Source organism: Paenibacillus andongensis (genome assembly GCF_025369935.1).
GTDB classification, from domain to species: Bacteria; Bacillota; Bacilli; order Paenibacillales; family NBRC-103111; genus Paenibacillus_E; species Paenibacillus_E andongensis.
The window spans coordinates 6427692-6453618 of the sequence record NZ_CP104467.1; the positions used below are offsets into that span (position 1 = coordinate 6427692).

Here is a 25927-nt window from a genome sequence, read left to right on the forward strand (position 1 = left end):
AAGGTGGAGATTTTTAGTTTGTATGGTGCATATGCTACAATGTTGCTCAAGATCCTTGCAGCTTATTTTCCATAACTACCCTGAGAAAAGGTGAGTTCGATACCAACCCAAGCTCTCTTTGTTGATCCTATGGATCGGGATACCCTTCACTTGCTTATCCAGTCCCCGACTGTTCTTTTTGCCTACTGGCAGCTCTCTGGCCGAAAAATGAACATGGTACAGGAACATTTCGATAAAGACTGGAAAGCGCTTCAGCCTACATTGCGATTTTATCATGTAACCAATTTACCTATTGGTAGCTACCAAGCTCATCACAGTGTATCAGAACTTCATCTCCCCCAAGGAGGATCATGCTTTCTGAGCGGGTTTCACCCAGGTCAAAGTTACTTTGCGGATCTTGGCATTGTGAATGAACAGGGGCAGTTTCTCCCGCTACTGCGTTCCAATACAATTCAGACTCCCCCTATAGATACGAATCAAGAATTTCCTTCTCACCAAATGACGAATGGTCAACTACTTACATATCGGCCTATTGCCGTTTCCTTTCAGCTAATAACGCCTGAAGCTAATGAGCATTTCTCTGCCTATTCGGTGTATTCACCGAAGACCGCATACTCAGCAGATACGGAATCTGGAGGCGATACTGATTGAGCACATACCCTAACGCCAACTCCAACGTACAAGGTTACGTTGCTTTGCTTTTACATGCCCATATCCCCTACGTTCGTCATGAGGAGGAGAATATCACCCTAGAAGAGCGATGGTTCTTCGAAGCCGTTGTCGATAGCTATCTTCCTTTGATCGAAATGATGGAGCGGCTTCTCGAGGATGAAGTGCCTTTTCAACTCACATTGTCATTGTCCCCTACGCTGCTCGCCATGCTCGAGGATTCGCGCTTAAAAAAGAGGCTTCGCAGGCATCTGGCTTCGCTGTGTGAACTGGCTCAGCGAGAGGTTATTCGTTTGTGGGGTCATGCCGACTTCGGCCCTACAGCGAAGCTCTATGCCGATCAGTATCATCGGCTTAAAGCTTTGTACGATCGCCTAAGGGGCGATCTGATTGGTAAGTTCCGCAGCCTTAGAAGCACGGGCTGCTTAGAATTAATAACGTGCGCCGCGACACATGCGTTCTTGCCGCTAGTCAAGAACGACGCTCATCTTCGCGCACAGCTCGAAGCCGCCGTAACGGAATTTCGGCGGCATTTTGGGTCCGCTCCGGCTGGCATCTGGCTGCCGGAGTGCGGCTATACGCCTGCGTTGGAGCCCCACCTGCAGGCACTTGGCCTTCGCTATTTCGTAGTGGACGCTCATGCGCACGCACAGGGAATGACAGGGACGCCGCTGCGCACGCCGAGCGGCGCCTGCGCCTTTGCTCGGGACCTCGAAGCCGGCGCTCAGGTATGGAGCGCTGAAGTCGGGTACCCGAGCGATGCCAACTATCGCGAATATTATCGCGATATCGGCTACGACCTCGGCCAAGACGGCGGGGCCGAGTGGGAATACTTGAAGCCCTATGTGCTGCCGGACGGCGCACGCATTCATACGGGCTTCAAGTACTACAGCGTCACCGGCGCAGCCTCAGGTGACGCCAAAGCACCCTACCACCCGGCGCGGGCCGCTCAGAAAGCTCAGCAGGATGCTGAGCATTTCGTCGCCAGCCGGGCGGCGCAGCTGCGCCGCCTCGCAGAGGAGCGCGAGGCGCTGCCTCTGGCCGCCGGCGACCGCGCAGCGCGGCCGGCGGAACCGCCGGTCATCGTATGTCCATACGATGCCGAGCTGTTCGGGCACTGGTGGTACGAAGGCCACCAGTGGCTCGAGGCTGTGCTGCGCGGGCTTGCTGCCGCGCGCAGCCTTGAAACCGTAGTCGTGGACACGACTACGTTAGGCGGCTATGCCGCCGCCCATGCGCCGACCACGGAAGCTTCGCTTCCTGTGTCGAGCTGGGGCCGAGGCGGCTACGCCGAGGTCTGGCTGCAGCCGCGCAGCCAGTGGGTACATCCGCTGCTGCACGCGGCGGAGGATCGTATGGTGCTTGCTGCGCAAAAGCACCCGAACCCCGAGCTGCTCACGAAGATGCAGCAGCGTGCACTGAACCAAGCCGCGAGAGAGCTTATGCTCGCGCAAAGCAGCGACTGGACATTCATCCTAGATGCGGAAACAGTGACTACCTACGCGGCTAACCGCATAGAAACGCATTTATCCCATTTTCATAAATTACTTAACGGGCTAGAAACAGCGGCTTCAGACAAAGAGCTATCCGAAATCGTGATTCCCTTAGAACGGAGATCCCCTTTTCTACCGGAGCTCCACTACCGTCTTTTCCAAACTAGCCCTTCCATAAGTTTGAATCGCTCTTTAAATAGTACTTCTTTAAATTTCTCATCCAATCCCAAGTCCACACCTCTGCGTATTCTTATGCTCGCATGGGAATATCCGCCGCGTGTCATCGGTGGTCTCGCCAGAGCTGTTTGCGACTTATCTAAGCATCTGGCTGCCTTCGGCCATGAAGTTCATGTCATTACGTGTCTTGCTCCCGATTGTCTTCCTTATGAGTGGTCTGATGGGGTGCATATTCATCGAGTAGAAGTTCTCCAGTCCACTGGAGCCGTTCACTTCCTAGATTGGGTATTTCAAATGAACATGGCTTTCATCGATGCCATCCAACGCTTAACTTTGCAAGGCATGCAATTCGATATTATTCATGCTCATGATTGGCTTGTCTTTTATGCAGCCAAAGAATCCAAAAATGAGCTTCATCTCCCGCTCCTTGCAACAATCCATGCCACCGAATATGGCCGCAATCAAGGGAAGCTGGATACCCCGGTGCAGCAACGGATCCATACCATAGAAAATAAGTTAGCCGACGAAGCCGATCAGCTCGTTGTCTGCAGCCTTTATATGCAGCAAGAGGTCATTCGCCTATTTCATGTACCTATCTACAAAACGGCACATATACCTAATGGTGTTATTCCTTTTCGCGCAACTGCTGTTTCCCTTGCGAATGTTAATCCGCTTCTTTCTAATGCTCTTTGTAGTCATGAACAGAATCGAATTATTGCTTTCCTCGGGAGGCTTGTTTATGAAAAGGGCGTGCATATCCTCATAGCCGCCATGCGGCTTGTGCTCAAACGTTACCCCGAAGCTAAGCTGATTATCGCAGGTACAGGACCTGAGCTTGAAGGATTAGAGCGATTGGCCGCGCCGCTTGGTGACCGGGTCAACTTTACAGGATTCCTAGATGAGACCGACAAAAATCAGCTTTTGCTTTCCGCGGAGCTTTGTGTAATTCCAAGCCTTTATGAGCCTTTCGGTCTTGTCGCCTTGGAAGCAATGGCAAGCGGCACGCCACTTATCGTATCGGATACGGGTGGTCTTGCTGAGATTGTGGATCATGGCATTAACGGCTGCAAAGTGCCCCCCGGAGATGCTAATGCACTCGCTTTTCAGATTGCCCATTTATTTGAAAAGCCCGACTACGCAAGCGAACTCGCTGCGGCCGCTTTGAACAAAGTCAGTGAGACCTTTCACTGGGACCCTATTAGCAAGTTGACAACAGAAACTTACGAAAAATTGATTCACCTTCACCCGCAGAGGTCAGGTATATTCCCCAACCATAAGGAAATAATGAAATAATATGGATAACTATGCCAGTTTGTAAGCGTGACCAGTGGGAATTTTCAGAATTTTTTCAAACAATCATTGATTCCTTGGTAATAATTAGGTAACCTATTGGCAAGCCCTGTGCTAACTATGTCCTAGTCACTAGCGAATCGAGGACGCGATATCCCATGCTGGATACCTCAAGGACGGGTTCTGAATCGCGCGATCAAACAAACGAGTGGGGAAGTGATTTTATTGCCTAGACATCTGGTCATCGGAAACGGAAAATTTCTTATTAACCTCGATCAGCATTCCTACATGCGAGATCTGTATTATCCTTTCGTAGGCCAGCTTAACCATATTGGCGGTTATCAATGCAGAGTTGGTATATGGGTAGATGGTTCCTTCGCTTGGCTGAATGCCCCTGAATGGCAATTTAAACTTGCCTACGTGGAGGATTCGCTCGTCACCGAAGTGACAGCTACACATCCCGGTCTTGGTGTCACTCTGCTCATGAATGACGGGGTTCATCAGCGCGAGGATATCTACCTCAAACGTATCCGAATTACGAATCACAAAAGTACCGTTAGCGAAGTACGGATGTTCTTCAATCAAGACTTGCTCATTAATGAGACAGAAGTTGGGGATACAGCCGCTTACTATCCAGCGAATAATACGGTATTCCATTATAAGAAAGACAGATATTTTATGTTTAACGGCAGTACAGGAACCGAAGGCATTTATCAATACTCTACAGGTGTCAAAAGGTTCTATAATGCCGAAGGAACTTGGCGCGACGCGGAAGATGGACATTTGATGGGCAATGCCATTGCTCAAGGCTCCGTCGATAGTACCATTTCTTTCCGACTCTTCGTACCACCGAACGCCCACCAAACGCTCTATTATTGGATGGGTGCAGGCAAAACGCTGGAGGAAGTCAAGAAGCTCGATGCCTATGTCAAAGACAGCCACCCTGGTAAACTCCTTGACCGCGTAACTGTGTACTGGCAAAGATGGGCAAACAAAATTGAACGCGATTACGGCGATCTGCCGCTCGAAGTCCAACGGCTTTTCAAACAAAGTCTACTGCTTGTCAGGACTCAAACGGATGTAAACGGTGCGATCATCGCTGCGAACGATTCCGATATCATGCAAAGCAACCGAGATCATTACAGTTATATGTGGCCACGTGACGGTGCTTTAATTGCTTATTCCATGTCCATGGCTGGCTACCAAGGTATGATTATTCCTTTCTTTAACTTCTGTGCGAACGTGCTGTCACCCGAAGGTTACTTGCATCATAAATACAATCCGGACGGCACCGTAGGCTCCAGTTGGCATCCATACATTCATTCCGGACGGGTACAACTTCCTATTCAAGAAGATGAGACTGCCCTTGTGTTATATGCCCTTTGGCAGGATTTCCAGAAAAATGGAAGCCTTGAATTCGCCCAATCCCTCTATCGCAATCTCATTCGCAGAGCAGCCAGATTCATGTCCACTTACATTGATCAGGAATTGAACTTGCCGAAGCCAAGTTATGATCTGTGGGAAGAGCGTTACGGGATATTCACGTTTACAGCTTCAGCGGTTTATGGCGGACTTATTGCCGCTTCCAATTTCAGCAACCTGTTCGGGGACGAAGAACGAAGCAATCGTTACAAGCATACAGCGGAGAAAATCAAATCCGGTATCCTCAAGCATCTATGGGACGAAGGAGAACAACGATTCGTTCGCGGCTTGTATATGGAAGATGGCGAATGGGTGAAGGATATGACACTCGAAAGCTCCGTTTACGGCATCTTTGAATTCGGCGTTCTGCCTGCTGACGATGAGCGTGTGGTGAGCACGATGAAAGCCAACAAAGCTGGACTCATGATCAAAACCGAAGTCGGAGGTTCCGCTCGTTATCATCACGACTATTACTTCCAACGCTCCACGGATATTGAGAACGTACCAGGTAACCCATGGATCATCTGTACATTGTGGATTGCCGAATGGGAAATCGAGTACGCCAAGTCACTGGCGGATCTCGAAGCACCGCGCCGAACGCTTGAATGGGTCGTCAAACATGCAATGGAAAGCGGCGTTCTATCGGAACAATTAGACCCTTTCTCAGGTGAACCGGTATCTGTTGCTCCGCTCACTTGGTCCCACGCCACTTATGTGCTGACCGTCGTGAAGTACTTGAACAAATATAAACAGCTTACCAAGTAAGGTGTTGTATCGTATTTCAACCTCCCATGGAATTGAACACATGTTCATTCCGGGAGGTTTTTTTCATTTCATTTTGAGAGCAAAAAGAGCACAATCTCCTCTCGATCTCAGTTCTCGTTTTCAGTTCTCATGTTGACATCTCTTTTTCCAATATGTTACACTTTCGTTGTACTGACCAGTCAGTTTTAAGTTGAGCATCGAAAGGCGGATCTCCTTGAGTAAAGAGAAAATTATCCAAACAGCAGTTGAAGTATTTTCAGAAAACGGTTACCATCGGGCGAGTATGGATGAAATTGCCTTGAGAGCAAATGTCGCCAAAGGTACGCTGTACTATCACTTTCCCGGAAAAGCCCAATTGTTTAAGACGCTTGTTAAGGATGGTCTTCAAGAAATTATTAATAACGTTCAAGCAGATCTTAAAGCCAATCTTACTTTGGAAGAACAAATCAAAAGGATCATCAGGCACAATCTCGATCTGTTTTTGGAATCAAGCCATTTAGCGCATATCGTTTTCAATGAACTATCTAACAGCATTGATCAGGAAGTGCTGGAAGAACTGAAGAAACTAAGGATTGACTACATTCATTTTCTTGCCAGCGTCTTAGAGGAAGGAAAGCAAGAAGGCGTGCTTCGCAATGTTAACTGCAATTTGGCCGCGGCGGGGATCGTTGGCATGCTAGACAGTGCATGTAACTATTTTTTGAACAACAGCAATGAAGGGTCTCGTGATCAGATTGAACAATTCTTTTATACGATCATTACGTCAGGTTTGTTTATGACAAGCGGTGAGTAACCGCCTCTTTTTTTGAAGTCACCGAACTGACTAGTCAGTTCAAATCAATGAAGATGGGAAGCGATGGTGAACCATATGGATTGGAGAACGGTTAATGAATTGATCCCTTTGTCTTATTTTAAAGAAATGCGCGCCTCCTCCCCCGTATCGTATAAAAAGGAGTACGACTCCTGGGATGTTTTCAAATACGAAGACGTCAAAGCGATCTTTTCCGATCATGAGCACTATTCTTCACAAGGTGTAGAAACGATGAAAGATCCGATTGAGGCGAGTGTTTTAAGACAGGATCCGCCTAAACATCGGCAACTGCGGATGCTCGTTTCTCAAGCTTTTGTTCCTCGGGTCATCGAAGGACTGACGCCAAAGATTGAGGCGATAGCGAGTGCGTTGTGTGACCAGATGGAAGCAAGCGGTAAGATGGATGGGCTTCATGATTTTGCAAGTCCGCTACCGATTATCGTCATTGCCGAAATGCTCGGTATTCCTCAGGAAGATCGAGAGCGTTTCAAAGAATGGTCGGATGCGCTGGTCGGTAACAACTCCGAGCGTTATTATCAATGTCAACAAGAGATGAGTGTCTATTTTACTGCTATTGCAGATCGGAGACGGCTTGAACCGCAGGATGACCTGATTAGCCGTCTCGTCCTCGCGAAGGGAGATGGCGAACAATTAAGTGATCTGGAAGTGATCGGGTTCTGCATCCTTCTGCTTGTAGCGGGAAATGAAACCACAACCAACCTGATTTCCTCGGCACTGCTCCTCATCGATAGCCATGCAGAAGTAAAAGAGCAGCTTTTGGCGGATCGCTCCTTGGTTCCACAGGCTCTTGAGGAAGTTCTTCGTTATTGTTCACCTGTCCAAACGATGATTCGAACGGTAAAAAAGACCACCGTTCTACGCGGGCAAACACTAACTCCCGGACAAATGGTCAACATCTGGATTGGCTCGGCCAACCATGACGAAGACATATTCGAGCGCCCTGATATCTTCAACATCCACCGGAATCCTAATCCCCATCTAGCTTTTGGTCACGGCATTCACTTCTGCTTAGGAGCGCAATTAGCTCGTTTGGAAAGTAAAATTGCTATTCAAACGCTGCTTAATCGATTCCCTGAGTTCCACCTTGATCGCTCCCATGTGTTGGAGAGAATCGATAGTTGGATGATGTTTGGTATCAAACAAATGCCTATTATTTTGCGGAGATCATAGATTAGAGGATATGCCCTGCCTTGCCAGAATGCTTTTTCCATTTCACAAACTCAAGGGTTGTGCCAATCATGTCTAGGCCAATGCAGTGACAAGCAATTATCTTAAAGCGTATTCTGTGACATGGGAGGTTATCGCAATGAAATACAGGAGCCTATCAATTAAAAGCAAATGGATTAAAACTACATGGTTAGTTAAGCATAGAAAGCTAAAAAAATTCATCCCACGAACCATGCTATTCAACAGAAAAAATCTTAATTTGATGCTGTCGGCTTTTTCTACCCTATATTTCAAACCTACCGACGGTACAGGCGGAACAGACATTATTCGGATCAAAAGAAAAGATAGCGGGTATCAAATTCAACTTAAATCCGTTAAATCGTACTACTCAAGCAAGGAAGGTTTATACATCAAGCTTCGCCAATTTTCAAAAAGAAGATCATTTTTGCTTCAGCAGGGTATAGTCTTGGCCACGACGAAGGGGAGACCATTTGACGTACGTGTTATGGTTCAGAAGACGAGAAAAGGAAAATGGGTAAGCAGCGCTACATTCACAAAAATAGGCAGGCCGGGTAAGGTCGCTACGAACTATCATCAAGGCGGAAAACTTGGTTATTTCTTTCAAACAATGGCCGGCGCAGGATATAAAAGCGCATTTATCCGAAGAAAGGAAGCAAAACTAGAACGGTTGGGATGTACTGTAGGAAATCATTTCGATAGTTATAAAAACGGCTTTAGAGAATTAGGCTTGGATGTTGCTTTAGATGTTAAAGGAAAACCTTGGATCCTTGAGGTTAACACTAGACCCCAGTTTTACCCTTTAAAGCACATGAAGGATAAAAGCATGTATCGTCGTATTTTGTCTTTTTCCAAGCAGTATGGAAGGTCTAACTAAATGCTGTGCAGCAGGCCACCGAGTTTATCTCCGGCAGCCTGCTTGATCTTTGTTATGTAACTATCGTTTCTGTATACGCAGTTCGGCCGAAAACTAGTCCCATACCTTTGGACGTTCTATGCCAGCTGTTCTCATATAATCCAGTAGTTGACCGGTGTGAACAGATTCGTGATAAGCAATCCTCATCAACATATCTCCTAAAGTACGAATATACCCCGCATCGCTTCGATTAATCTTTACATTTGATAGATCTTCTTCAGAAAACGACTTCACCGTATTAATAAATTGTGTTCTATATGTTTGAGCAAAGGCTAGCTCATCTTTAACTGTTGTAAATATACGCTTTTCAAATGGCGAATCGTAAGAAGTTAAGCTTCCTTTGTTAAGCAATGCAAGATGATAATAATGCTCACTGTCCAAAACATGACGGATCATATCTTTCATACTTAAAGCATTGAGGTCAGGTTTCCAGTCTAGACTTATCTCAGGAATGCTTTCCCACACTTTTATACTTCTACGGCGAACTTCTTCGAAATTCAATACTATTATTTCAATAGCATTCATGAGCATCCTTCCTTTCTGCTTCCAGTAGCTTAATCATTATATCAGAACACACGTTCTAAATGCACTCTCTTTTTTGATTTAGTCACTCAGCGGGCGTTTGAAGTACGCAATCACTTTGTCTCCAGTTGGAACGACGGTTACAAGTTCCCAGCCGTATCGCCCCCAATGGCCCAGCGCATCGTCTAAATTCCAGCTGTACAGCTGACCGTCTGCTGCGGGCTTTAGTCCATCTCCGATTGAAGTATCTGCCGCGTACTCGAATTGCTGAATTGGGAAGGATTGTAATTGCGGCTGAGGGATTCGTTCTTCCCTTAAATCCCAGCGGATTCGGGTTGAAGCATCCGAGAGTGCGGCGAGAATTGCCTCCCGATCCGTAACTTCAAGTGCCAGCAGCCGCGGTGCTCTTGGCATGAAGAACGAGCGGTGCGAATGATAGACCTGCAGCACCAATGTGCCCAGCTCTTCACCTTCCGATGTCTTCACGACATACCATACGCAGCGTTCCCTTTCTTCAGGCGGTCCCCAGTTCTCAATGGAATCCTTTAAGTTGAATCCGCCTCTGATAATGAATCCTTCAGCGGCAAGACGCTCTGCGACCGGCGCCATAAAGTGTTGAATCCACGCGCCGTAGGCGCGGTCACCGAACTTCTTGAACATCTCGGTCAGTTCCTCCTTCTCTTCGTCATAGACGGCTTTCCACGCTTGGGATAAAATGTCCTCGGCGGTACGGGCAATAGATTCAATTGTGGTCGTTTGCATGTTTATGCACTCCTTTTCATTTAATCTAACAGTGATAAATAATAATATAATACCGTTAGATTAAACTCTTGTGTTATACTTGTCAAGAGATAAAATGGAAGGTGAACTGACATGGCAAGAAGACGAATTCATCCCTTAACAACAAATGAGGAAACGAATCGGAGTGAGCCGCTTCACACGCCTCTCGATCGAGCCCGGATTGTCGGGATCATGCTGGAACTGCTCAAAGCCGAGGGCTTAGATGGCATCAGCATGCGCAAAATCGCCGACTCACTAGGCGTGAAGGCCTCATCTTTGTACTACCATGTGAAGGACAAAGAACAGCTGCTTCATCTCTTGGCAGAAGAGATCAGCACCAAGATTGATTTTCCCGATAGCAGTTTGGATTGGAAAATGCAGCTGCACCAGTGGTCAATGAGCTTCCGCCGAAGTCTGCTGCAATACCCAGACGCCGTGCACATCATGAACGCGACGCATGCGGCAAGCCCTAACCGTTTGGCGCATATCGAATTTCTGTTTCGTGCGCTCGTCGAAGCTGGATTTAAGGATGACCAAGTGCCGTGGCTTGCATCCATGCTCAAGAACTTTATCTACGGCTTCGTCGATGAAGAATGCCGCTTGCGGGATCGTGCGAAGTTTTCGGAGGATAACCAGAAAGAATCGGAGACAAAATTCAAAGAGATTGAGGCATTACCCAAGGAGCGATATCCCCACTTTATCCGCCTAGCCGCTTATACGACTTCTGTGAACTGGGAAGAAGAGTTTTCGTTCGGGTTGGATGTGCTGCTTGCTGGTTTTGTTGATAAGCTTTCTAACGGCTAACACTAGTTATTAGATAAAAGAGTGGCTGTTCCGGACGTGTAAAGTCCGGAACAGCCACTCTTAGAAGTTCATTAATAGCAGGTACTCTTTAGGCTTTCCTGCCCTCAGGCAGATGCTCCGGCTGCTCTTCCACAACAGTTCCGTCATTCTGACGAATCCATGTATCGAACCGACGCTCACCCTCTTTTAGTCGAATGACTCTCGCTCCTGTAGGCACTAAGTCGTGACGCACACCATCCACGTAGCTTACATATCTCGTCGAACGTCCGTAGCAAAGACGAATACCATGAAGCGTTCCCCAAAAATCGTTGCCGTGGTCATGACCGACGAACGTCCCCATCACATCGCCCATCTCCACCATTGCCGCAAACATACCAGAATTAATTTCAGGAGAAGAGCAGCAAGAGTCATAACGATGCCCGTAGCATACTTGATAATCCCACACGTCATTGTACTCCGGTAGAGGAATGTGGAAGAAGGCAAGCGCAGGCAGCGGTTGTTCATCGATTCGCCTTGTCAGCTCTCGCGACTTGCCCACATACCAATTGATTTGATCTCTGCGAATCCAGTCATAGCCGCCAACCCGATCGCCGATGGCAGAGTAGTCGCCGCTATCCAAAAAGTATATCGCCGCCGCCGTGTCTTCGTCCTTGCCCGCCACGGTTACGACAAAGTTCCCGGCCCCGTTAACGCCTTCTGGATCCGGTTCCGCCACGCAATATTCATGCTGCAATTGCAGCTCATGCATCGTTTTCCTCGGCACTTCGCCCTCCGAGTCGTGATTGCCGAACACGGCCGCCCATGGCGTGCAGCTCATCTCTGCTGCTTTAACGGCTTGGCGGAACGAATGAATCGGATCTCTCGCCCGGTTACTCGCAATTACATCACCGGCAAACACAATGAGATCAGGCTTTTCGGCTTCGATGATTCGTTCCATAAGCGCTCTAGTCTCTGAATCATACTTAGGTGTTTCCGGGTCAAAATCAAATTCATCGAGAAATTCCACATCGGAAAATTGTACGATGACAAACGTACCATCGTCTCGAAATTTTAGTCGTTTTTTCATCGTCTTCCCCCCCTATAGTCAGTCCTGTTTAAATTCTCTCATATTGACCACTCTTCGATCTACCCTTGACCGCTCCGCTGCAAATGCCATCAGATGGCTCTGCACCGAGTGAGCTGCTGAAGTTAACCCATTTCCTTGTCCGCCCTGCCGAACCAGCTTAACAAAATCGCGGATCAGGCCGAAGTCACCGCCTCCATGCCCAATGTGCCCTCCCGGTGTTTCAAGTGAGATTTGTTTTGTCGTACCTGTTTCAAAATCAATCACTTCAATCTCATTTTTCTCCATGGCGGCGCGAATTTCGCCTTTCGTTCCCATCAGCTTGAGGGTTCGACTGCAGTCATACGTAAATGCGCTCATCGTAAAAGCAGCCGTCACTTCGTTGGCAAACTCCAAATTGACAACTTGATGGTCAACGACATCGTTATCACAATGGTATACACATCTTCCATACGGCCCCTCTTGCAGCGCTTTCGTACGGGCTTCTAAGCTAGTATCATCACTGATCGCAGAAGTAGGCCATTCGATATCGTCCGTAAGGTACACTTTTGGCGCATAATATAAACATGTATCCGAGACAGGGCATCCGTCCAAGCATCGCTGCGGTGCTCCCTTCGGGGCATTTTCCTTTTTAAAATGAGACAACGATCCGAAAGATGACACATGGGTGCAATCCGCCCCTGCCAACCAAAGGATAATATCCAAGTCATGACAGGATTTGGCCAAAATCATCGGACTCGATTCGGCGGTTTTGCGCCAATTGCCTCTGACAAAGCTGTGCGCCTGATGCCAATAGGCTACATTCTCATTATGCGCAATAGACATGAGCTGGCCAATCGCTCCGTCATTCAACAACGTTTTGATTGTGCGGAAAAAACCCGTATAGCGTAAAACATGACAAATCGAAAATACTCGCTCATATTGTTCCGAACGCTCACCCATACGGATACATTCCAGCGGATCGGGGGACATCGGCTTTTCGAGCAGCACGTGATATCCCGCTTCCAACGCTTTCATCGTCGGTGCATAATGCATGTTGTCCTGCGTACAAATAAGCACGGCATCCGCCAGTTTAGGTCTAGCCAATAAATCCTCCCAGCTCGCAAAACACATCTCATCAGGTATTCCGTGAATCGATTTAAACTTCTGGCTTCTCTGCTGGTTCGGTTCCGCAACGGCAACTACCTGCAGCTCATCCGGATGTTCAAGCGCATACCCCATATAATTAACGCCTCTTTGTCCAGCTCCGATTAATGCAATTGTTATTGTCCCCATTGTCTATCCCGCCTTATTGTTATTCCTTCACACTGCCTACGGTCATACCTTTGATAAAATATCTTTGCACGAACGGGTAAACCATGAGAATCGGCAGTGCACCCATGAAAATCTGCGCAGTTCGGAGCGTTTTCTCACTGAGATTCTCCAGCTGTTTGAGCTGCTCGACATTAACGGACTGCATTTGTGCGTTCATGGCTGTTATTAAGGTGGAGAGGTACGTTTGCAGCGGATATTTGTCCGGCGAGTTCATGTAGAGGATGCCGTCAAACCAAGAATTCCAGTGTCCAATTATGGTAAAAAGCCCAATGGTTGCAATCGCTGGCAACGATACAGGCAAATATATTTTCCACAGCAGCGTCCAATGATTGGCTCCGTCGATCGTAGCCGCCTCTTCCATTTCCTTCGGAATGCCTCGGAAGAAGTTCAGCATCATAATCATATTCCATACATTCAGTGCTCCAGGTAAAATAAGCGCCCAGATCGTATTAATCAACCCAGTCGATTTCACGATCATGTACGTCGGAATAAGTCCACCGCCCAAAAAAATCGTAATCGCAAAAAACCACACATACACCGTTCGGGAGCGAAACTGCTCCGTTTCTTTGGCAAGCGGATAAGCAGTAATGAAAACTAGAAACATGTTGATTGCCGTTCCGAGCACGACCCTTTCCAGTGAAACACGCAGAGATCGAATAAACTCCACCTTATGTCCGAGATAAACGTAAGCATCGAGTGTAAATCCGATCGGCAGCAGCTTAACTTCACCGGCCATTGCCGCCGTATTGGAACTTAACGATATAGCCAAAAGGTGAATGAAAGGCACAATACCTATAACAGTAATGAATGTCAGTACCAAGGCATTCATCACGACAAATAGCTTTCTGCTAAACGATGGTTTATAAACCATATGAAGTCCCCCAGCCGTCTAAAATATTCGGTAATTGCTGAATTTGTACGCAAGGTAGTACGATAACGACACCAATCCGACGGATATGCATGACTTAAACAACCCCACTGCCGCTGCTGGCGCAAACTGTTGGCTGAATAGACCTAATCTGTAAGTGAACGTGTCAATAATATCAGCACCCTGATAAACGGTTGGATTATACATGATCAAGATTTGATCAAATCCTGCGTTCAATATATTTCCCAAACTTAATGTGCTCATTAGAATAATGATAGGCATCATGCCCGGCAATGTGATATGGATCATTTGTTTCCATTTGCCAGCGCCATCTACTTCTGCAGCCTCATAAAGACTTGCGTTGATGCCTGTGATGGCAGCCAGAAAAATAATCATATTATAGCCCATACCTTTCCAAACATCAGAACCGATCATGATGGCTCGAAACCAATTATTGCTGCCCATGAACATGATCGGTTCCAGACCAAAGCTTGAAATCAGCTCGTTAATCGGTCCCCGCAAAGAAAATAACTCAAGAATGACCCCGCCCAACACAGTCCACGCAAGAAAAAACGGTAAAAAAATGCTCGTCTGGATCATTCTCTGAAACCATTTTTTTGTAATTTCATTCAGCAAAAGCGCCAAAACAAGCGGAACGAGTAAGGAAAAGGCAATTTTTAAAGATGAAATGAGTATCGTATTCCACATGACCTGATGAAAGTCCGGCAGATTGAATACATATTTAAAGTTTTTGAACCCGACCCATTTCGATTTAAAAAAACCAAGCACCGGTTCAAACTTTTGAAAAGCCATCACGACTCCCAGTATGGGGCCGTAAGCATATACAAGTGTAACCAACACGCCGGGCAGCAGCATCAGATGCAGCGGCATTTCTGTTTTTATTCTCAACTGTGAAGCCTCCAATCACACACAAATTTAAACGTCCCATTTTAATGAAAGGGGGGAGAGATTGTAAGACACTCCTCTCCCCCGTTCTATGGTTCACCTTATTTTACGGCATTCTTCGTGTACCACTCGTTGACTTCCTTCGTAATATCGTCTCCGCCAAGCTTCTTCCAGCTCTCCACATATTTGTCGAATTCGCTTATAGGTGCGCCCATAATGATTTTGGTATAGGTTTCGTCGAGAAGTTTATCCAGCTGCGCTCCCTTTTCGACCTGTGTTTCCGTCGGAACACCGTAGAATTCGTTGAAGAACACTTGCTTGCTGTCACGAATTTGGCGCGTTATGCCCCAACCGCCATTTTTGGCTGCACGGCTGTAGTATTGCCCCCAGTTTGAACCTTTTGTTGCGTTCTTGGTATCGCCAGCAAGGAACTCCTTAGTTGCCTTAAACACGTCCGCGACATTTTTGTAGTTATCATCATCAAGCGTAATCGCCTCTTGCTTGGCATCCAAGGCCTTATTAACCTCAGTATAGATGGTTTCAATTTGAGCAGGGTTGTAGATTCTAGGTACGAACCAATTGTAAACATACCCGTTTTCCGCTTTGTTTTTCTCCAAATACTGTTTTTTGCCCATTTCGAGGTAGAAGTTAATCATCTTAATCGCAGCTTCCGGATTTTTCGTTTTTTTGTTTACAGCAATAATGTGGCTCATCCGCACCTTGCCCACCATCGATTTCCCTGGCTGACCATCCAGCGATGGAATTTGATAAGCTTCCCACTCCGCATTTGGATCCTTATCCTTGTTAATATTGAGCGGCCAGTTCGGGTACCACCATTCACCGTATGAAATACCGACCCTGCCGGCAACAATATCTTCCACAACCTTGTTCTCGTCTTTCAGCGCAAATTCCTTATCAATAAGCCCTTTTTGATACCAAGACTGCAGCTTGGCCAAAGCATTTTTCGTTTCAGGCTGGATTTCACCCGCTGCAAGCTTGCCGTCTTTCCCTTTAATCCAAGCTTTTGGAGCCGTACCATAGCCATTGAAAACACCTCTCGCATCAAATCCCCAACCAATGAGGGCTTTCTGCATCGCAATGCCATACCGATCATTTTTGCCGGTTTTGCCAGGGTCATTCTTGACAAAGGCATCCGCTATTTTTTCCAGATCATCAATTGTTTTCGGAGGCTGCAGGTTGAGATTGTTCAGCCAATCCTTCCGAATCCACAATAGCTGTGTCGATAAGTACGGATCCTCGAAACCAGGAATACCCAACAGTTTGCCATCGGTCGTCGTGGTTTTCATAGCAAACCCGCCGTCCACCTGCATATAGGTCTTCAAAGCGGGAGATGCGTATTTGCTATAAGCATCCGTCAGATCTGCAAGCATGCCCTGACTTTTCAATTTCTCAAATTGCAGCGCATCCAAATCCAAGATGTCAGGCAAATCTGCGGAAGCAACAGCAAGAGAAAACTTTTGCTCGTATTGTTCTGTCGGTACGCTCCACAAGTATTTCAGATCAATATTCAGCATTTCTTTCAAATCTTTCAGATAGGCATTCTGATCGGGCGTAATTCCCTTTGGCGTTTTCGGGTCTTCTGGAGGACGATAACCTAGTACTTCGGTAACGGTGACCGGTTGAGCATATTTGCCCAACGGATCTACGGTTTCGTTTTTTTGGGTATTGGTAGAATGCTGCGGCGTACTTGTAGTGCTTGAAGCGCTTTCATTCTTGCTGCTGCAAGCCGCTAACGATGTAACCATCAGTGTAGTCATGAGAACGGAACTGACAAGCTTTCTTTTCATGTTTTACCCCCCATATTTTCGCAAATTGAGAACTAGGTTGTTAATGATCTATGGTAAAGGCTCGAGCTTTACACTATTTATTGTAATGCTGGGGGGCGAATAATCGCTATAATAAACTATTTACATCGTTCTGTTTTGTTTACTTCCTCGTTTTATGAAGGATAGTATCCCTAAATTCCTGTGGTGACAATTCTTTCATTTTCCGAAAAAATGCTGTGAAGTAAGAAGGAGATTCAAATCCCAGCTTCAAAGCAATTTCATTAATTTTCACCTGCATGTCCTCCAGCATGCTCACCGCCGCTTCCGCTTTGGCTGTATTGATATAGTCGGAAAGATTCCTCCCAGTAAGCTGCTTATAGAAACGCGAAAGATACGATGGATTAAAATAGACCACTTCAGCGATTCTCGCAAGGGAAAGGTCTCCACCTAAGTTTTCGTTGATAAACCTGTGAATTCGCTCAACTAACAAATTCTCGCCCTTGTCAACTTGCTCTTTTTTCTCCATACATATCTGTTTGCCAAGCTCTATGTAAAAGGCTTCAGTAATTAGCCAATCACCGGGAATGTCCATCATGGCAAAATTCTCGAAATGCCTATGATCCTTGATTCTTTCACTACTATTTTGACCATTGATATAGGCTAAGAAGACAAGTACAAACATGTAGTACCTCTCTAGACCGACAAGGTAATTTTGAGCCATATCCTGTTTCAAACTGCTGATCAGATCCCTGCAGACGATTTCAGCTTGCTGCTCGTCCCCTTCATCCAACCTTTTTTCAAGCAATCGCAGTTTTTTGTTAAAATCGTCCGAGTAAGCGGAAACTTTCGCAGGTTCCACTTTGAAATATCCGTTCGTCATGCCGAGGTCCATGATCGTCATTTTGAGCCCAGCAGCGGATCTTTTCTTCATCATGGCTTTCATAAGTTCAAATTCCTTATGAATGCCGTCCCATTCGACGGCTCCCCTTGATATGATGAAAGAAACGTCCATTTGAAGCAGATCGCGGCACGCATTTTGAACCGATTCCAGTATTCCTTTTAAATAGGTGACAAGACTTCCCCAATCGATGGCATCGTCTTCACTTCGAAACCTGTCCGTTTCGGAATTCAGCTGGATGAACCAAACAATGGTCGAATTTTCATAAACGATATCTTCATTTATCATCGTGCTAGGCAAGATTTGCTCAACTAAGTTCCTAACGGAGTAAAGCGCGTTTCGTTTATTGGCATACGACATGCCTTCCGGCCAACAGTCCATTTTGCCAACAAGGATCAATACTGGGGCATCCCCCTTCAGCTTTAATTCTGGTCCAGCAAATAGGTCTTCGGATAAAAGATCGGCTGCATTTTCGCCTAAAAGCAAAGCCTCGAACATTTCCTTATTCAATAGCGGTGCCATGACCTGCATTTGCTTCCGAGCCTTAGCAACAAGATCATTGTTCTTAAGTTCATCCTCTATTTTCTTTAACGCATTAGTAACTGCACCGATGACAACCTTATCTTCTTCGGTTTTCAGAATGTAGCTTTCCACATTTTTTTGAATGGCCGTGTACACATAATCAAACTCGTTATGACCTGTTAAAAATATAATTTTGCAGGAAGGCCAGTAAAATAATATCTCGTCCATCAACTGCAAACCGTTCTTCTCCGGCATGCGAATATCGCTGAGAACGACATCAATCTTCGTTTTTTTGATAATTTCAATCGCCTCGAACGCGGAATAAGCCTTACATATGTCGAGATCAAGCTCCTCTCTTTCCTGAAACATCTGTACAAGTCCTTCGACAATTGCCGGCTCGTCGTCAACAATTAAAAGTCTATGCATCGCTGCCGCCCCCATAATTGAATTGAATGATGATTTCTGCTTTAAGCCCTCCATATTCACTTCGGGATACGAATAGCCCGCTGTGTTCGCCATATTTCAGTCGGATTCGATTACAAACATTGATGATGCCTGTCTTTTCAAGCACATGGAAGGAATTAGCGAGTCTCTCTTCAAGGGAATGAATAAACTCATCCGTGATTTTGTTGCCATCATCTTCCACGCATATGCACAATCGATAATTCTCACACGTAACTTTGATATGGATACTGCCGCCTTTGCGTTCGTTCTCAAAAGCATGCTCAAATGTGTTTTCGATGATGGGCTGCAGGATTAGACGCGGGACCATGAGATGTTTGCACGCATCGGGAATTTCATCCGCTATGACTTGAATCCGATTAGAGAATCGAATACGCTGGATTTCCACATAATCCATAGCATGTCGATATTCCTTGGCGAACGGTACTTCATCCTCTCCACTTCTTGTAACAAACTGATAATAGCTGCCCAGCTTCTGAGCAAATGTGGCAACCGTTTCGTAGTCTTTGGCCTTACACATCATGTAAATATTGAAAAATCCATTGTATAGGAAGTGCGGATTGATCTGCGACTGCAACTGCTTTAATTCGGAATGCTGCAGCGCTATTTTTTGTTCATAATTTTGCTGAATCGATTGCTTAAGCTTGTCTATCATCTTGTCAAAGCTTCTATACAGGTAACCGAACTCAATGTCATTTTTCGGTCTTATCGAAATGTTCAGGTTATCCGTTTCCAGCGTTTTGAACGCTGCAATCAACTCTCTCAGCGGATTGTGAATCATCAGTTTGACTGAAAATGAAAAAACAAGAATGATGGCCATCGAGACCAAAGACATAATAATTAACCATACATTGAATTTCTTGAGAGACCCTGTGAGTTCATTTTGGTTTACATAGGAGAAAAGTGTTAATCCGAGCGTACTTATTCGGTTGTAGGCGACCCAGTAACTTTGATCTCTGACTTTAAGGACATGACTGTCCAAGGTTTTGTAATTCTGCTCTTTTGAAACAATAGTGTATATACTATTTACAATGGCATCTTCATGCTTAGGTGCTATATCAAAACTAAACGTTTCATTGGTGAGAACAGCACCGGCATCACCATAATTTCCGACTAGTTGGTTCAGTGTCTTTTCCAATTTGTTAACAGATAGCTCCAAATAGACGATGACACTTGAATTGTTAGCAAACTCGATAAAAAACAATCGGCCATTGCTGTAGTATAAGGCTGGTTTGGGCGAATCATTAAAAAACGGTTCAATCATCTCATACTCCTGATTCGGCAGTTTATTAATTCCGCCTTGCGTAGAGATCGTTCTTCCAAAGGATTTCAAATATACTCCCGTATTGACCAAATATTCACTGGAATTCTGTATGGTGGACAATCGTTCCTTTACTCTTTTAACGAGTTGGATTTCTTCATAGTCATCAAGTGTGCCTGATAAAAAGTTTAGCTTCTGGAGATCAGAATCGTTGATAACCTGCAGCTGCTGGTTTCGGATGAATGAAATTTGGTCATCTAACTGGCTCGAGTAAAATTGTACTTTGGACTGGATTGAATTCGAAAATTCCTGTTTGATAAATGATTGCCCCATCATATTCATCAACAGATTCACCAGGTAGACAGGAATAATCAATGCGGTGAATACGATAATGACTTTTTGAAAAACGTACAATTTGGGCAGCTTTGTTGGTTTTTTCACATTTCCTCCCTGTTGGACAGTTCATAGTTCAATCACCTCCCATCATACCAAAATTTTTTATGGAAGCGTCGTCCTTTTCACTTTCTCTTTACGATTGCAAAAAAGACGTAAGAACTCACTTCAGCGAGGCTCACGTCCTTCTTCGATTACTTCCTGTTAAGTCCCTTACTTTGAATATATCTCGTAAAATGCTGAACAGGTGCCTTGCTCTGAAGAACCGCGATATGTTTCTTTGACCACGTATCATCACGCACATTTTCACTTCGGTTCAAATAATACGCACGCATTCGTTCATCGTACTCCTCAATTCTTTCACGCTGCTCTTCCAAGTTTGTACTATAGTGGTTTTCAAAATAAACAGCAGGGACAGGCAGTCGCGGCTTCGTATCCGTCTGCTGATCAGGTACACCAACTGCCATCCCAAACAACGGTACGACGTATTGGGGCAGCTGCAGCAGCTCATCCAGTCGTGTCAAATTTCTGGCAATTGCACCTAGCATGACGCCTCCAAGCCCCATTGACTCGGCGGCAAGCAGCGCATTTTGAGCAGCTAACGCTGTATCCGTGACAGCGATTTGGTAAAATGCGGAGCTCTCCAGCATCGACTTCATCTCTTCTCGCTCCGCCTCGGAGCCCATCACCGTTACTCGATGCAAATCGGCGCAAAAGATGAACAGGTGCCCATTATTAGCAACGTATGGCAACCCAGTTATCGCGCCCAGTTCATCTTTCACTTGCTTATCTGTTATGCCAATAATGGAATACGATTGCATGAAGCTGGATGAAGACGCCATTTGCGCAGCTTCTACAATCTTTACGATTTGCTCATCTGTCAGTAATTCATCCTTAAAGCATCTGACTGATCGGTGGTTCATCATGGTAGCAATGACTTCATTCATAGATCACTACACTCCTTTGATTTGGGGTATCTCCCTGCGTTCATTTTTGTTTCCTGGAAACAATAATAACAAAGATCTCGTTTTACGTCAATATTGTTTCACGGAAACTTTATTCTTGCAATGAAATTTGTTATACTTATTTCAACAGAAAGGCAGGTATCTGCTAATGAGCTATGAGCATAACGACCCCCTTATCCGAGAAGTCATCGAATCCTTTACGCAGCTGGCCCATCGGATTCAAGCTGAAAATGATGAAGAGCAGCAATGGCTTCTGGCGCATTGTACCAATCCAGTCCTCACCGTTATTCTGCAGGACATATCGGCCATGATGCTGCATGTGCTGGATGCCATCGGAAAGTTAGAACCCGTCAATGGCATCACCATCTCCAAGCAATTTGGCTTCCCCAAAGGCACCATTTCCAAAGTCACTAAGAAATTAGCTGCCAAGCAGCTTATCCGGACCGAAGCTCTTCCAGGCAACAAGAAGGAAATCATCTTCCGGATGACTCCCTTGGGACAGGAACTGTTCCACCTTCATACTCGTCTTGATCAACATATAGAAGCCAGTGCTATCCGATTTATGAACAAATATCCCCCTGAACAACTGAGGCTTATCACTAGCTTCATGCAAGATATGAACCAGACCTCCTGGGTTCAGCTTGAAACAGAGCCAGATCCGAGTTGAACTCTTCCTTATCGAAAGCTGAATGACTCTAAAATCGGAAACTTGCTTTTCTAATTAGCTTATATGCTAAATAAAAAAAAGAATGCAGGACCCCAATGAAGTGGTCTTACATTCTTTACATTTAAGGTCCAGCACTCAGTCTGCTAGCGAAAACTCCCGATCATAAGTTTCCTCTTCCCATAGCTGCTCCAGCTCAGATTCTTGACTCCACTGAATCGTGAATAGCCAGCCTTTGTCATAGGGGGATTCGTGAATCAGCATCACTGCTCTTTCCAGCAGCCGATTGACGGATGTAACTTTGCCGGATAAAGGGGCTAGCAGATCGTGTTCCTCATCCGCCACAGTCTCAACAGAACCAATGAATTCCCCTTTTCTCACATACGTATCCTGATCCGGGAGCTCGATAAAAACAAGCATACCCAGCTCGCTGATGCCGTATTCCGTTAACCCGACAACAGCTTTTTCCCCGTCGAGCCGAATCCAGTAGTGATCTCTTGTATATTTGATTTGCACTGGCACTGTCACGCCCAATTCCTCCAAACCTTAAGAAAAAGCTCCTCCGCCCGCATTCGCATGAGGGCAAGAGGAGCTTCGTCATCTTGATATTAAACTTATTTTACAACCAGGTTTTTGTCGCCTGGTTTCCAGTTCATTGGGCACAATCCGCCGGATTGAAGCGCTTGAAGCACACGAAGTGTTTCTTCTACGCTGCGGCCTACGTCGTTGTGGTTAACAACTTCGTATTTCAATTCACCTTCTGGATCGATGATGAACAGACCGCGAAGCGCGATACCTTCTTCTTCGATCAGAACGCCGTAGTCACGTGCTACGGATTTCGTGATGTCAGCAGCAAGCGGGAATTCCAATTTGCCAAGACCGTTATCATTGATTGGAGTATTAATCCAAGCTTTGTGTGTGTGGATACTGTCGATGGAAACACCAAGAATCTCAGTGTCCAGTTCTTTGAACTGGCCAGCAGCATGACTAAGTGCTGTGATTTCTGTAGGACAAACGAATGTGAAGTCCAATGGGTAGAAGAACAATACTAACCATTTTCCTTTGTAATCAGACAAAGAAACTTTACCAAATTCTTTACCGTCACCTGTAGCGGTCTCCATTGTAAAATCAGGAGCTTGTTTACCAACTAAACGCTCTGCCATGGGTATGATTCCTCCTCAAAATCTATCTTATTCGTATAAAATGGTAACATTCGACTAGATGAAAGTCAATAATTAGATCGGATACTATATAATAATTATTATAATATATGGAGACCTGATGAACATGAACGATTTTGCTTCTCTATATACGTTTTTTGATCTCAAAAAATTAATTTTATAAGCAGTAGGAGCTGTCCCAAATGTCATAGATAGATGACTTTTGGGACAGCCCCTGCTAATACTTGAAATAAATCGTTCCTACAAAACGGCGCTGCCTAAAAATTTGGCTTAATGTGCGCCGAGGTAGGCTTTGACGATGTTGTCATTGCTGCGAAGTGCTTCCGAGCTTTCTTCCATTGTAATATTACCGGTTTCCAAGACATAACCTCGGTGAGCTAGTTTGAGTGCAGCTTTGGCATTCTGCTCTACCAGCAAGATTGTAGTCTTGTTCTGTTCGTTAATGTTTTTAATGATCTTCATGATTTCAATGACGATAATGGGGGCTAGCCCCATCGATGGCTCGTCGAGCATTAGCAGCTTCGGCTCGGCCATCAGCGCCCTACCGATCGCGAGCATCTGCTGCTCGCCGCCGCTTAAAGTTCCCGCCATTTGCTTGTGACGCTCCGCCAAGCGGGGGAACATGTCGAAAACCATGGCGATTTTTTGCGCCGTCTTGGATTTGGCGCCTTTTTTGGTAAACGCGCCGAGCTCCAAGTTTTCCGTCACCGTCAGTGCGGCAAAAACCCGTCTGCCTTCCGGAACATGGATCAAGCCTTTTTCCACGATGCTATGCGCATCAGTCGTCGTAATGTTCTCGCCGTCAAACGAAACCGTGCCTTCGGTAGGATGGATAAGTCCGGAAATCGTTTTTAGAATCGTGCTCTTACCAGCTCCATTAGCGCCAAGCAGAGCAACGATTTCACCTTGTTTTACGGTTAGGGATACGCCCTTAACCGCCTGGATTTTGCCATAGTATGTCTTCAGGTCGTTCACTTCAAGCAGATTCATCCGGCTTCATCCTCCTTTCCGAGGTAGGCTTCGATAACAAGCGGGTTATTTAATACCTCGTCCGGCGTTCCTTCTGCGAGCTTTTCTCCATAGTTAAGAACGAGAACCCGCTCGGATACTTTATTGATAAGCCCCATATCGTGCTCGATCAGGACCACAGAAATCTTGTAAGCTCGGCGTATTCGTCCGATTAAATCGATCAAATCCTGCTTCTCGGTAAAGTTGAAGCCTGCGGCAGGTTCGTCCAGGAATAGGACTTTCGGCTGAATGGCTAGCGCCCGAGCAATTTCCAAATATCGCTGCGCCCCGTATGGCAGGTTTTTGGCTCGGCGGTTTCTGTACTTCTCAATGCCGACGAACCGGATACATTCTTCCGCGACACTCAAGATCGTTTCTTCTTCCAACCGCTGCGCTTTCGTATGAAACAAAGCGCCGTAAAGGCCCTGCTTCGTTCGAGAATGCATCCCTGCCATGACGTTCTCGAGAACCGTCAGATTCGGGAATACCCTGAGGTTTTGGAACGTTCGCGCCATGCCTTGCGCTGTAATCTGATGCGGCTGCTTTCCGACGATATTCGTCCCGTTAAATACAATTTCCCCGCGCGTCGGCCGGTAAAAGCCGGAGATCATGTTGAACAGCGAGGTTTTACCGGCACCGTTCGGTCCGATTACGCTCATCACGGTTTCATGCGGAATGTCGAAACTCAAATTGTTCACGGCTGTCAATCCGCCGAACTGCAGATGCAAATTTTTGACTTGGATAATCGACATAAAGGGATTCACCTCCGGTTACTGTTCAGTATCTTCTTTGTCGGGGACGAGCCCTTTAGGACGAAAAATCATTAGAATTACGAGAGCGACACCAAATACGAGGTAACGGTAACGATCGACACCGATGTTCAAATGAACAACTTTGTCGAAATCCCGAAGCAATTCCGGGATGGCGATAACAAGGACGGCTCCGATAATAACACCGGATACGCGGCCGACTCCGCCGAGAATTACGGCGAGCAAAATCATCGTCGATTGCATGAAGCTGAAGCTTTCCGGCGCGATCGCCGTCATCTTGACAGCAAAGATGGAACCGGCTAGGCCACCAAGCATGGCACCCATCGAGTAAGCGGCAAGCTTCGACCGCGTGCGGTTGATACCCATTGCTTCCGCTGCATCTTCGTCTTCACGGATATAAGCCCAGGAACGACCGATCCGGGAATTTTTCAAACGCAAGGATACGAAGATGATGATCAACATAAGGGCGAGGATTGCCCAGAACGAATAGCTTAAATTGTTGATCGTCACGCCACCAATTCGCACCGGTGCCGGGAACGGGCTCATAATGCCGTAGATACCAGAGGCGCTTCCGGTAAAATCGAGATTTTTGGCAGAAATGCGGACAATTTCGCCGAAACCTAACGTAACAATAGCCAGATAGTCGCTGCGCAAACGAAGCGTCGGCGCTCCCACGAGAATGCCGGCTAAGGCTGCTAAAGCACCGCCGATCAGCATCGTCGGCCAGAAATTCATATGAAACTGGGTCATCAGAATGCCTGTTGTATAGGCTCCTACTGCGAAGAAGGCGGAGTACCCGAGATCGAGCAAACCGGCATAACCGACGACGATGTTCAGCCCGAGTCCAAGACAAATGTAAAACACAGCAAGAAACCCAACGTCAAGCCAGTAGTTGCCTGCGTAAAACGGAAATAGCGCCGCGGCAACGAGCAGAATCCCAAGCAATATAGGCTTGCGCTGCACCGATAATTTCAGTTTGGTAACGGTTTGGTGTATCGTTTTCTCCATCA

General features: G+C 46.2%; 23 protein-coding genes. 8 read left to right on the forward strand and 15 right to left on the reverse strand.

What is annotated here, in order from left to right; all coding sequences use genetic code 11:
* The first annotated feature begins 90 nt into the window (after nt 1–90).
* From NYR53_RS28660 to NYR53_RS28685, 6 genes are all read left to right on the forward strand, one after another.
* Nucleotides 91–651 carry a DUF4912 domain-containing protein gene (locus NYR53_RS28660; protein ID WP_261302468.1) on the forward strand — a complete coding sequence of 187 codons (561 nt, stop codon included), beginning with the start codon at nt 91–93 and terminating at the stop codon, nt 649–651.
* Nucleotides 648–3632: a 1,4-alpha-glucan branching protein domain-containing protein gene (locus tag NYR53_RS28665; RefSeq protein WP_261302469.1), complete on the forward strand. Its 2985-nt coding sequence runs from the start codon at nt 648–650 to the stop codon at nt 3630–3632. The genes NYR53_RS28660 and NYR53_RS28665 overlap by 4 nt, the downstream gene beginning before the upstream one ends.
* A gap of 222 nt (nt 3633–3854) precedes the next feature.
* The gene (locus tag NYR53_RS28670; protein WP_261302470.1) at nt 3855–5816 is read left to right on the forward strand and encodes a glycoside hydrolase family 15 protein; all 1962 of its coding nucleotides are present in this window, start codon (nt 3855–3857) and stop codon (nt 5814–5816) included.
* Nucleotides 5817–6030: 214 nt separating this feature from the next.
* Entirely contained in the window at nt 6031–6609 is a 579-nt protein-coding gene (locus tag NYR53_RS28675; RefSeq protein ID WP_261302471.1) for a TetR/AcrR family transcriptional regulator, read from the forward strand.
* Between the two features lie 75 nt (nt 6610–6684).
* On the forward strand, nt 6685–7818 hold the full coding sequence (locus NYR53_RS28680; RefSeq protein ID WP_261302472.1) for a cytochrome P450: 1134 nt from the start codon (nt 6685–6687) through the stop codon (nt 7816–7818).
* Between the two features lie 136 nt (nt 7819–7954).
* Nucleotides 7955–8710, forward strand: coding sequence for a YheC/YheD family protein (locus NYR53_RS28685; protein ID WP_261302473.1), 756 nt, complete (start codon nt 7955–7957; stop codon nt 8708–8710).
* A gap of 93 nt (nt 8711–8803) precedes the next feature.
* Here the strand turns inward: NYR53_RS28685 and NYR53_RS28690 are convergent, their stop codons facing one another.
* Nucleotides 8804–9274 (reverse strand): DinB family protein, encoded by a 471-nt coding sequence (locus NYR53_RS28690; RefSeq protein WP_261302474.1) that lies wholly within the window; start codon nt 9272–9274, stop codon nt 8804–8806.
* Between the two features lie 78 nt (nt 9275–9352).
* Nucleotides 9353–10033, reverse strand: coding sequence for a DUF6022 family protein (locus NYR53_RS28695; RefSeq protein ID WP_261302475.1), 681 nt, complete (start codon nt 10031–10033; stop codon nt 9353–9355).
* A 111-nt stretch (nt 10034–10144) separates the two neighbouring features.
* On the opposite strand from NYR53_RS28695, the gene NYR53_RS28700 reads away from it, so the two are divergent.
* Complete coding sequence (locus NYR53_RS28700; RefSeq protein ID WP_261302476.1) at nt 10145–10855, forward strand: TetR/AcrR family transcriptional regulator C-terminal domain-containing protein; 711 nt, start codon at nt 10145–10147, stop codon at nt 10853–10855.
* An 88-nt stretch (nt 10856–10943) separates the two neighbouring features.
* Here NYR53_RS28700 and NYR53_RS28705 read toward each other — a convergent pair whose 3' ends face one another.
* From NYR53_RS28705 to nfsA, 8 genes are all read right to left on the reverse strand, one after another.
* Nucleotides 10944–11921: a metallophosphoesterase family protein gene (locus NYR53_RS28705; RefSeq protein WP_261302477.1), complete on the reverse strand. Its 978-nt coding sequence runs from the start codon at nt 11919–11921 to the stop codon at nt 10944–10946.
* 18 nt (nt 11922–11939) lie between these two features.
* Nucleotides 11940–13193, reverse strand: coding sequence for a Gfo/Idh/MocA family protein (locus NYR53_RS28710; RefSeq protein WP_261302478.1), 1254 nt, complete (start codon nt 13191–13193; stop codon nt 11940–11942).
* Nucleotides 13194–13212: 19 nt separating this feature from the next.
* Complete coding sequence (locus NYR53_RS28715; protein ID WP_261302479.1) at nt 13213–14103, reverse strand: carbohydrate ABC transporter permease; 891 nt, start codon at nt 14101–14103, stop codon at nt 13213–13215.
* Between the two features lie 18 nt (nt 14104–14121).
* A complete protein-coding gene (locus tag NYR53_RS28720) occupies nt 14122–14991 on the reverse strand; it encodes an ABC transporter permease (RefSeq protein ID WP_261306558.1) in 870 nt (289 codons plus the stop codon).
* Nucleotides 14992–15107: 116 nt separating this feature from the next.
* Nucleotides 15108–16814, reverse strand: a complete 1707-nt coding sequence (locus NYR53_RS28725; RefSeq protein WP_261302480.1) for an extracellular solute-binding protein — start codon at nt 16812–16814, stop codon at nt 15108–15110.
* Nucleotides 16815–16953: 139 nt separating this feature from the next.
* Complete coding sequence (locus NYR53_RS28730) at nt 16954–18639, reverse strand: response regulator transcription factor (protein ID WP_261302481.1); 1686 nt, start codon at nt 18637–18639, stop codon at nt 16954–16956.
* Nucleotides 18632–20377, reverse strand: coding sequence for a sensor histidine kinase (locus tag NYR53_RS28735; protein WP_261302482.1), 1746 nt, complete (start codon nt 20375–20377; stop codon nt 18632–18634). Before NYR53_RS28735 ends, NYR53_RS28730 begins: the two co-directional genes overlap by 8 nt.
* Before the next feature lie 146 nt (nt 20378–20523).
* A complete protein-coding gene (gene nfsA / locus NYR53_RS28740) occupies nt 20524–21276 on the reverse strand; it encodes an oxygen-insensitive NADPH nitroreductase (protein WP_261302483.1) in 753 nt (250 codons plus the stop codon).
* A 166-nt stretch (nt 21277–21442) separates the two neighbouring features.
* Here nfsA and NYR53_RS28745 point away from each other — a divergent pair, with 166 nt between their 5' ends.
* A complete protein-coding gene (locus NYR53_RS28745) occupies nt 21443–21961 on the forward strand; it encodes a MarR family winged helix-turn-helix transcriptional regulator (RefSeq protein WP_261302484.1) in 519 nt (172 codons plus the stop codon).
* 135 nt (nt 21962–22096) lie between these two features.
* On the opposite strand, the gene NYR53_RS28750 is transcribed toward NYR53_RS28745, so the two are convergent.
* From NYR53_RS28750 to NYR53_RS28770, 5 genes are all read right to left on the reverse strand, one after another.
* Nucleotides 22097–22486 (reverse strand): biotin/lipoyl attachment domain-containing protein, encoded by a 390-nt coding sequence (locus tag NYR53_RS28750; RefSeq protein ID WP_261302485.1) that lies wholly within the window; start codon nt 22484–22486, stop codon nt 22097–22099.
* Nucleotides 22487–22572: 86 nt separating this feature from the next.
* The gene (locus NYR53_RS28755; RefSeq protein ID WP_261302486.1) at nt 22573–23121 is read right to left on the reverse strand and encodes a peroxiredoxin; all 549 of its coding nucleotides are present in this window, start codon (nt 23119–23121) and stop codon (nt 22573–22575) included.
* 288 nt (nt 23122–23409) lie between these two features.
* Nucleotides 23410–24129 carry an ABC transporter ATP-binding protein gene (locus tag NYR53_RS28760; RefSeq protein ID WP_261302487.1) on the reverse strand — a complete coding sequence of 240 codons (720 nt, stop codon included), beginning with the start codon at nt 24127–24129 and terminating at the stop codon, nt 23410–23412.
* Nucleotides 24126–24899, reverse strand: coding sequence for an ABC transporter ATP-binding protein (locus NYR53_RS28765; protein WP_261302488.1), 774 nt, complete (start codon nt 24897–24899; stop codon nt 24126–24128). Before NYR53_RS28765 ends, NYR53_RS28760 begins: the two co-directional genes overlap by 4 nt.
* An 18-nt stretch (nt 24900–24917) precedes the next feature.
* Nucleotides 24918–25925, reverse strand: coding sequence for a branched-chain amino acid ABC transporter permease (locus NYR53_RS28770; protein ID WP_261302489.1), 1008 nt, complete (start codon nt 25923–25925; stop codon nt 24918–24920).
* Nucleotides 25926–25927: the final 2 nt, after the last annotated feature.

Excerpts from the sequence above, each read along its gene's own strand:
- NYR53_RS28725 (WP_261302480.1), bottom strand. The coding sequence starts at position 16,814 with ATGAAAAGAAAGCTTGTCAGTTCCGTTCTCATGACTACACTGATGGTT.
- NYR53_RS28680 (WP_261302472.1), top strand. The coding sequence starts at position 6,685 with ATGGATTGGAGAACGGTTAATGAATTGATCCCTTTGTCTTATTTTAAA.
- NYR53_RS28745 (WP_261302484.1), top strand. The coding sequence starts at position 21,443 with ATGAGCTATGAGCATAACGACCCCCTTATCCGAGAAGTCATCGAATCC.
- NYR53_RS28770 (WP_261302489.1), bottom strand. The coding sequence starts at position 25,925 with ATGGAGAAAACGATACACCAAACCGTTACCAAACTGAAATTATCGGTG.
- NYR53_RS28705 (WP_261302477.1), bottom strand. The coding sequence starts at position 11,921 with ATGAAAAAACGACTAAAATTTCGAGACGATGGTACGTTTGTCATCGTA.
- NYR53_RS28755 (WP_261302486.1), bottom strand. The coding sequence starts at position 23,121 with ATGGCAGAGCGTTTAGTTGGTAAACAAGCTCCTGATTTTACAATGGAG.
- NYR53_RS28765 (WP_261302488.1), bottom strand. The coding sequence starts at position 24,899 with ATGTCGATTATCCAAGTCAAAAATTTGCATCTGCAGTTCGGCGGATTG.
- NYR53_RS28700 (WP_261302476.1), top strand. The coding sequence starts at position 10,145 with ATGGCAAGAAGACGAATTCATCCCTTAACAACAAATGAGGAAACGAAT.
- NYR53_RS28760 (WP_261302487.1), bottom strand. The coding sequence starts at position 24,129 with ATGAATCTGCTTGAAGTGAACGACCTGAAGACATACTATGGCAAAATC.
- NYR53_RS28690 (WP_261302474.1), bottom strand. The coding sequence starts at position 9,274 with ATGAATGCTATTGAAATAATAGTATTGAATTTCGAAGAAGTTCGCCGT.
- NYR53_RS28730 (WP_261302481.1), bottom strand. The coding sequence starts at position 18,639 with ATGCATAGACTTTTAATTGTTGACGACGAGCCGGCAATTGTCGAAGGA.
- NYR53_RS28720 (WP_261306558.1), bottom strand. The coding sequence starts at position 14,991 with ATGCCGCTGCATCTGATGCTGCTGCCCGGCGTGTTGGTTACACTTGTA.
- NYR53_RS28710 (WP_261302478.1), bottom strand. The coding sequence starts at position 13,193 with ATGGGGACAATAACAATTGCATTAATCGGAGCTGGACAAAGAGGCGTT.
- NYR53_RS28695 (WP_261302475.1), bottom strand. The coding sequence starts at position 10,033 with ATGCAAACGACCACAATTGAATCTATTGCCCGTACCGCCGAGGACATT.
- nfsA (WP_261302483.1), bottom strand. The coding sequence starts at position 21,276 with ATGAATGAAGTCATTGCTACCATGATGAACCACCGATCAGTCAGATGC.
- NYR53_RS28715 (WP_261302479.1), bottom strand. The coding sequence starts at position 14,103 with ATGGTTTATAAACCATCGTTTAGCAGAAAGCTATTTGTCGTGATGAAT.
- NYR53_RS28685 (WP_261302473.1), top strand. The coding sequence starts at position 7,955 with ATGAAATACAGGAGCCTATCAATTAAAAGCAAATGGATTAAAACTACA.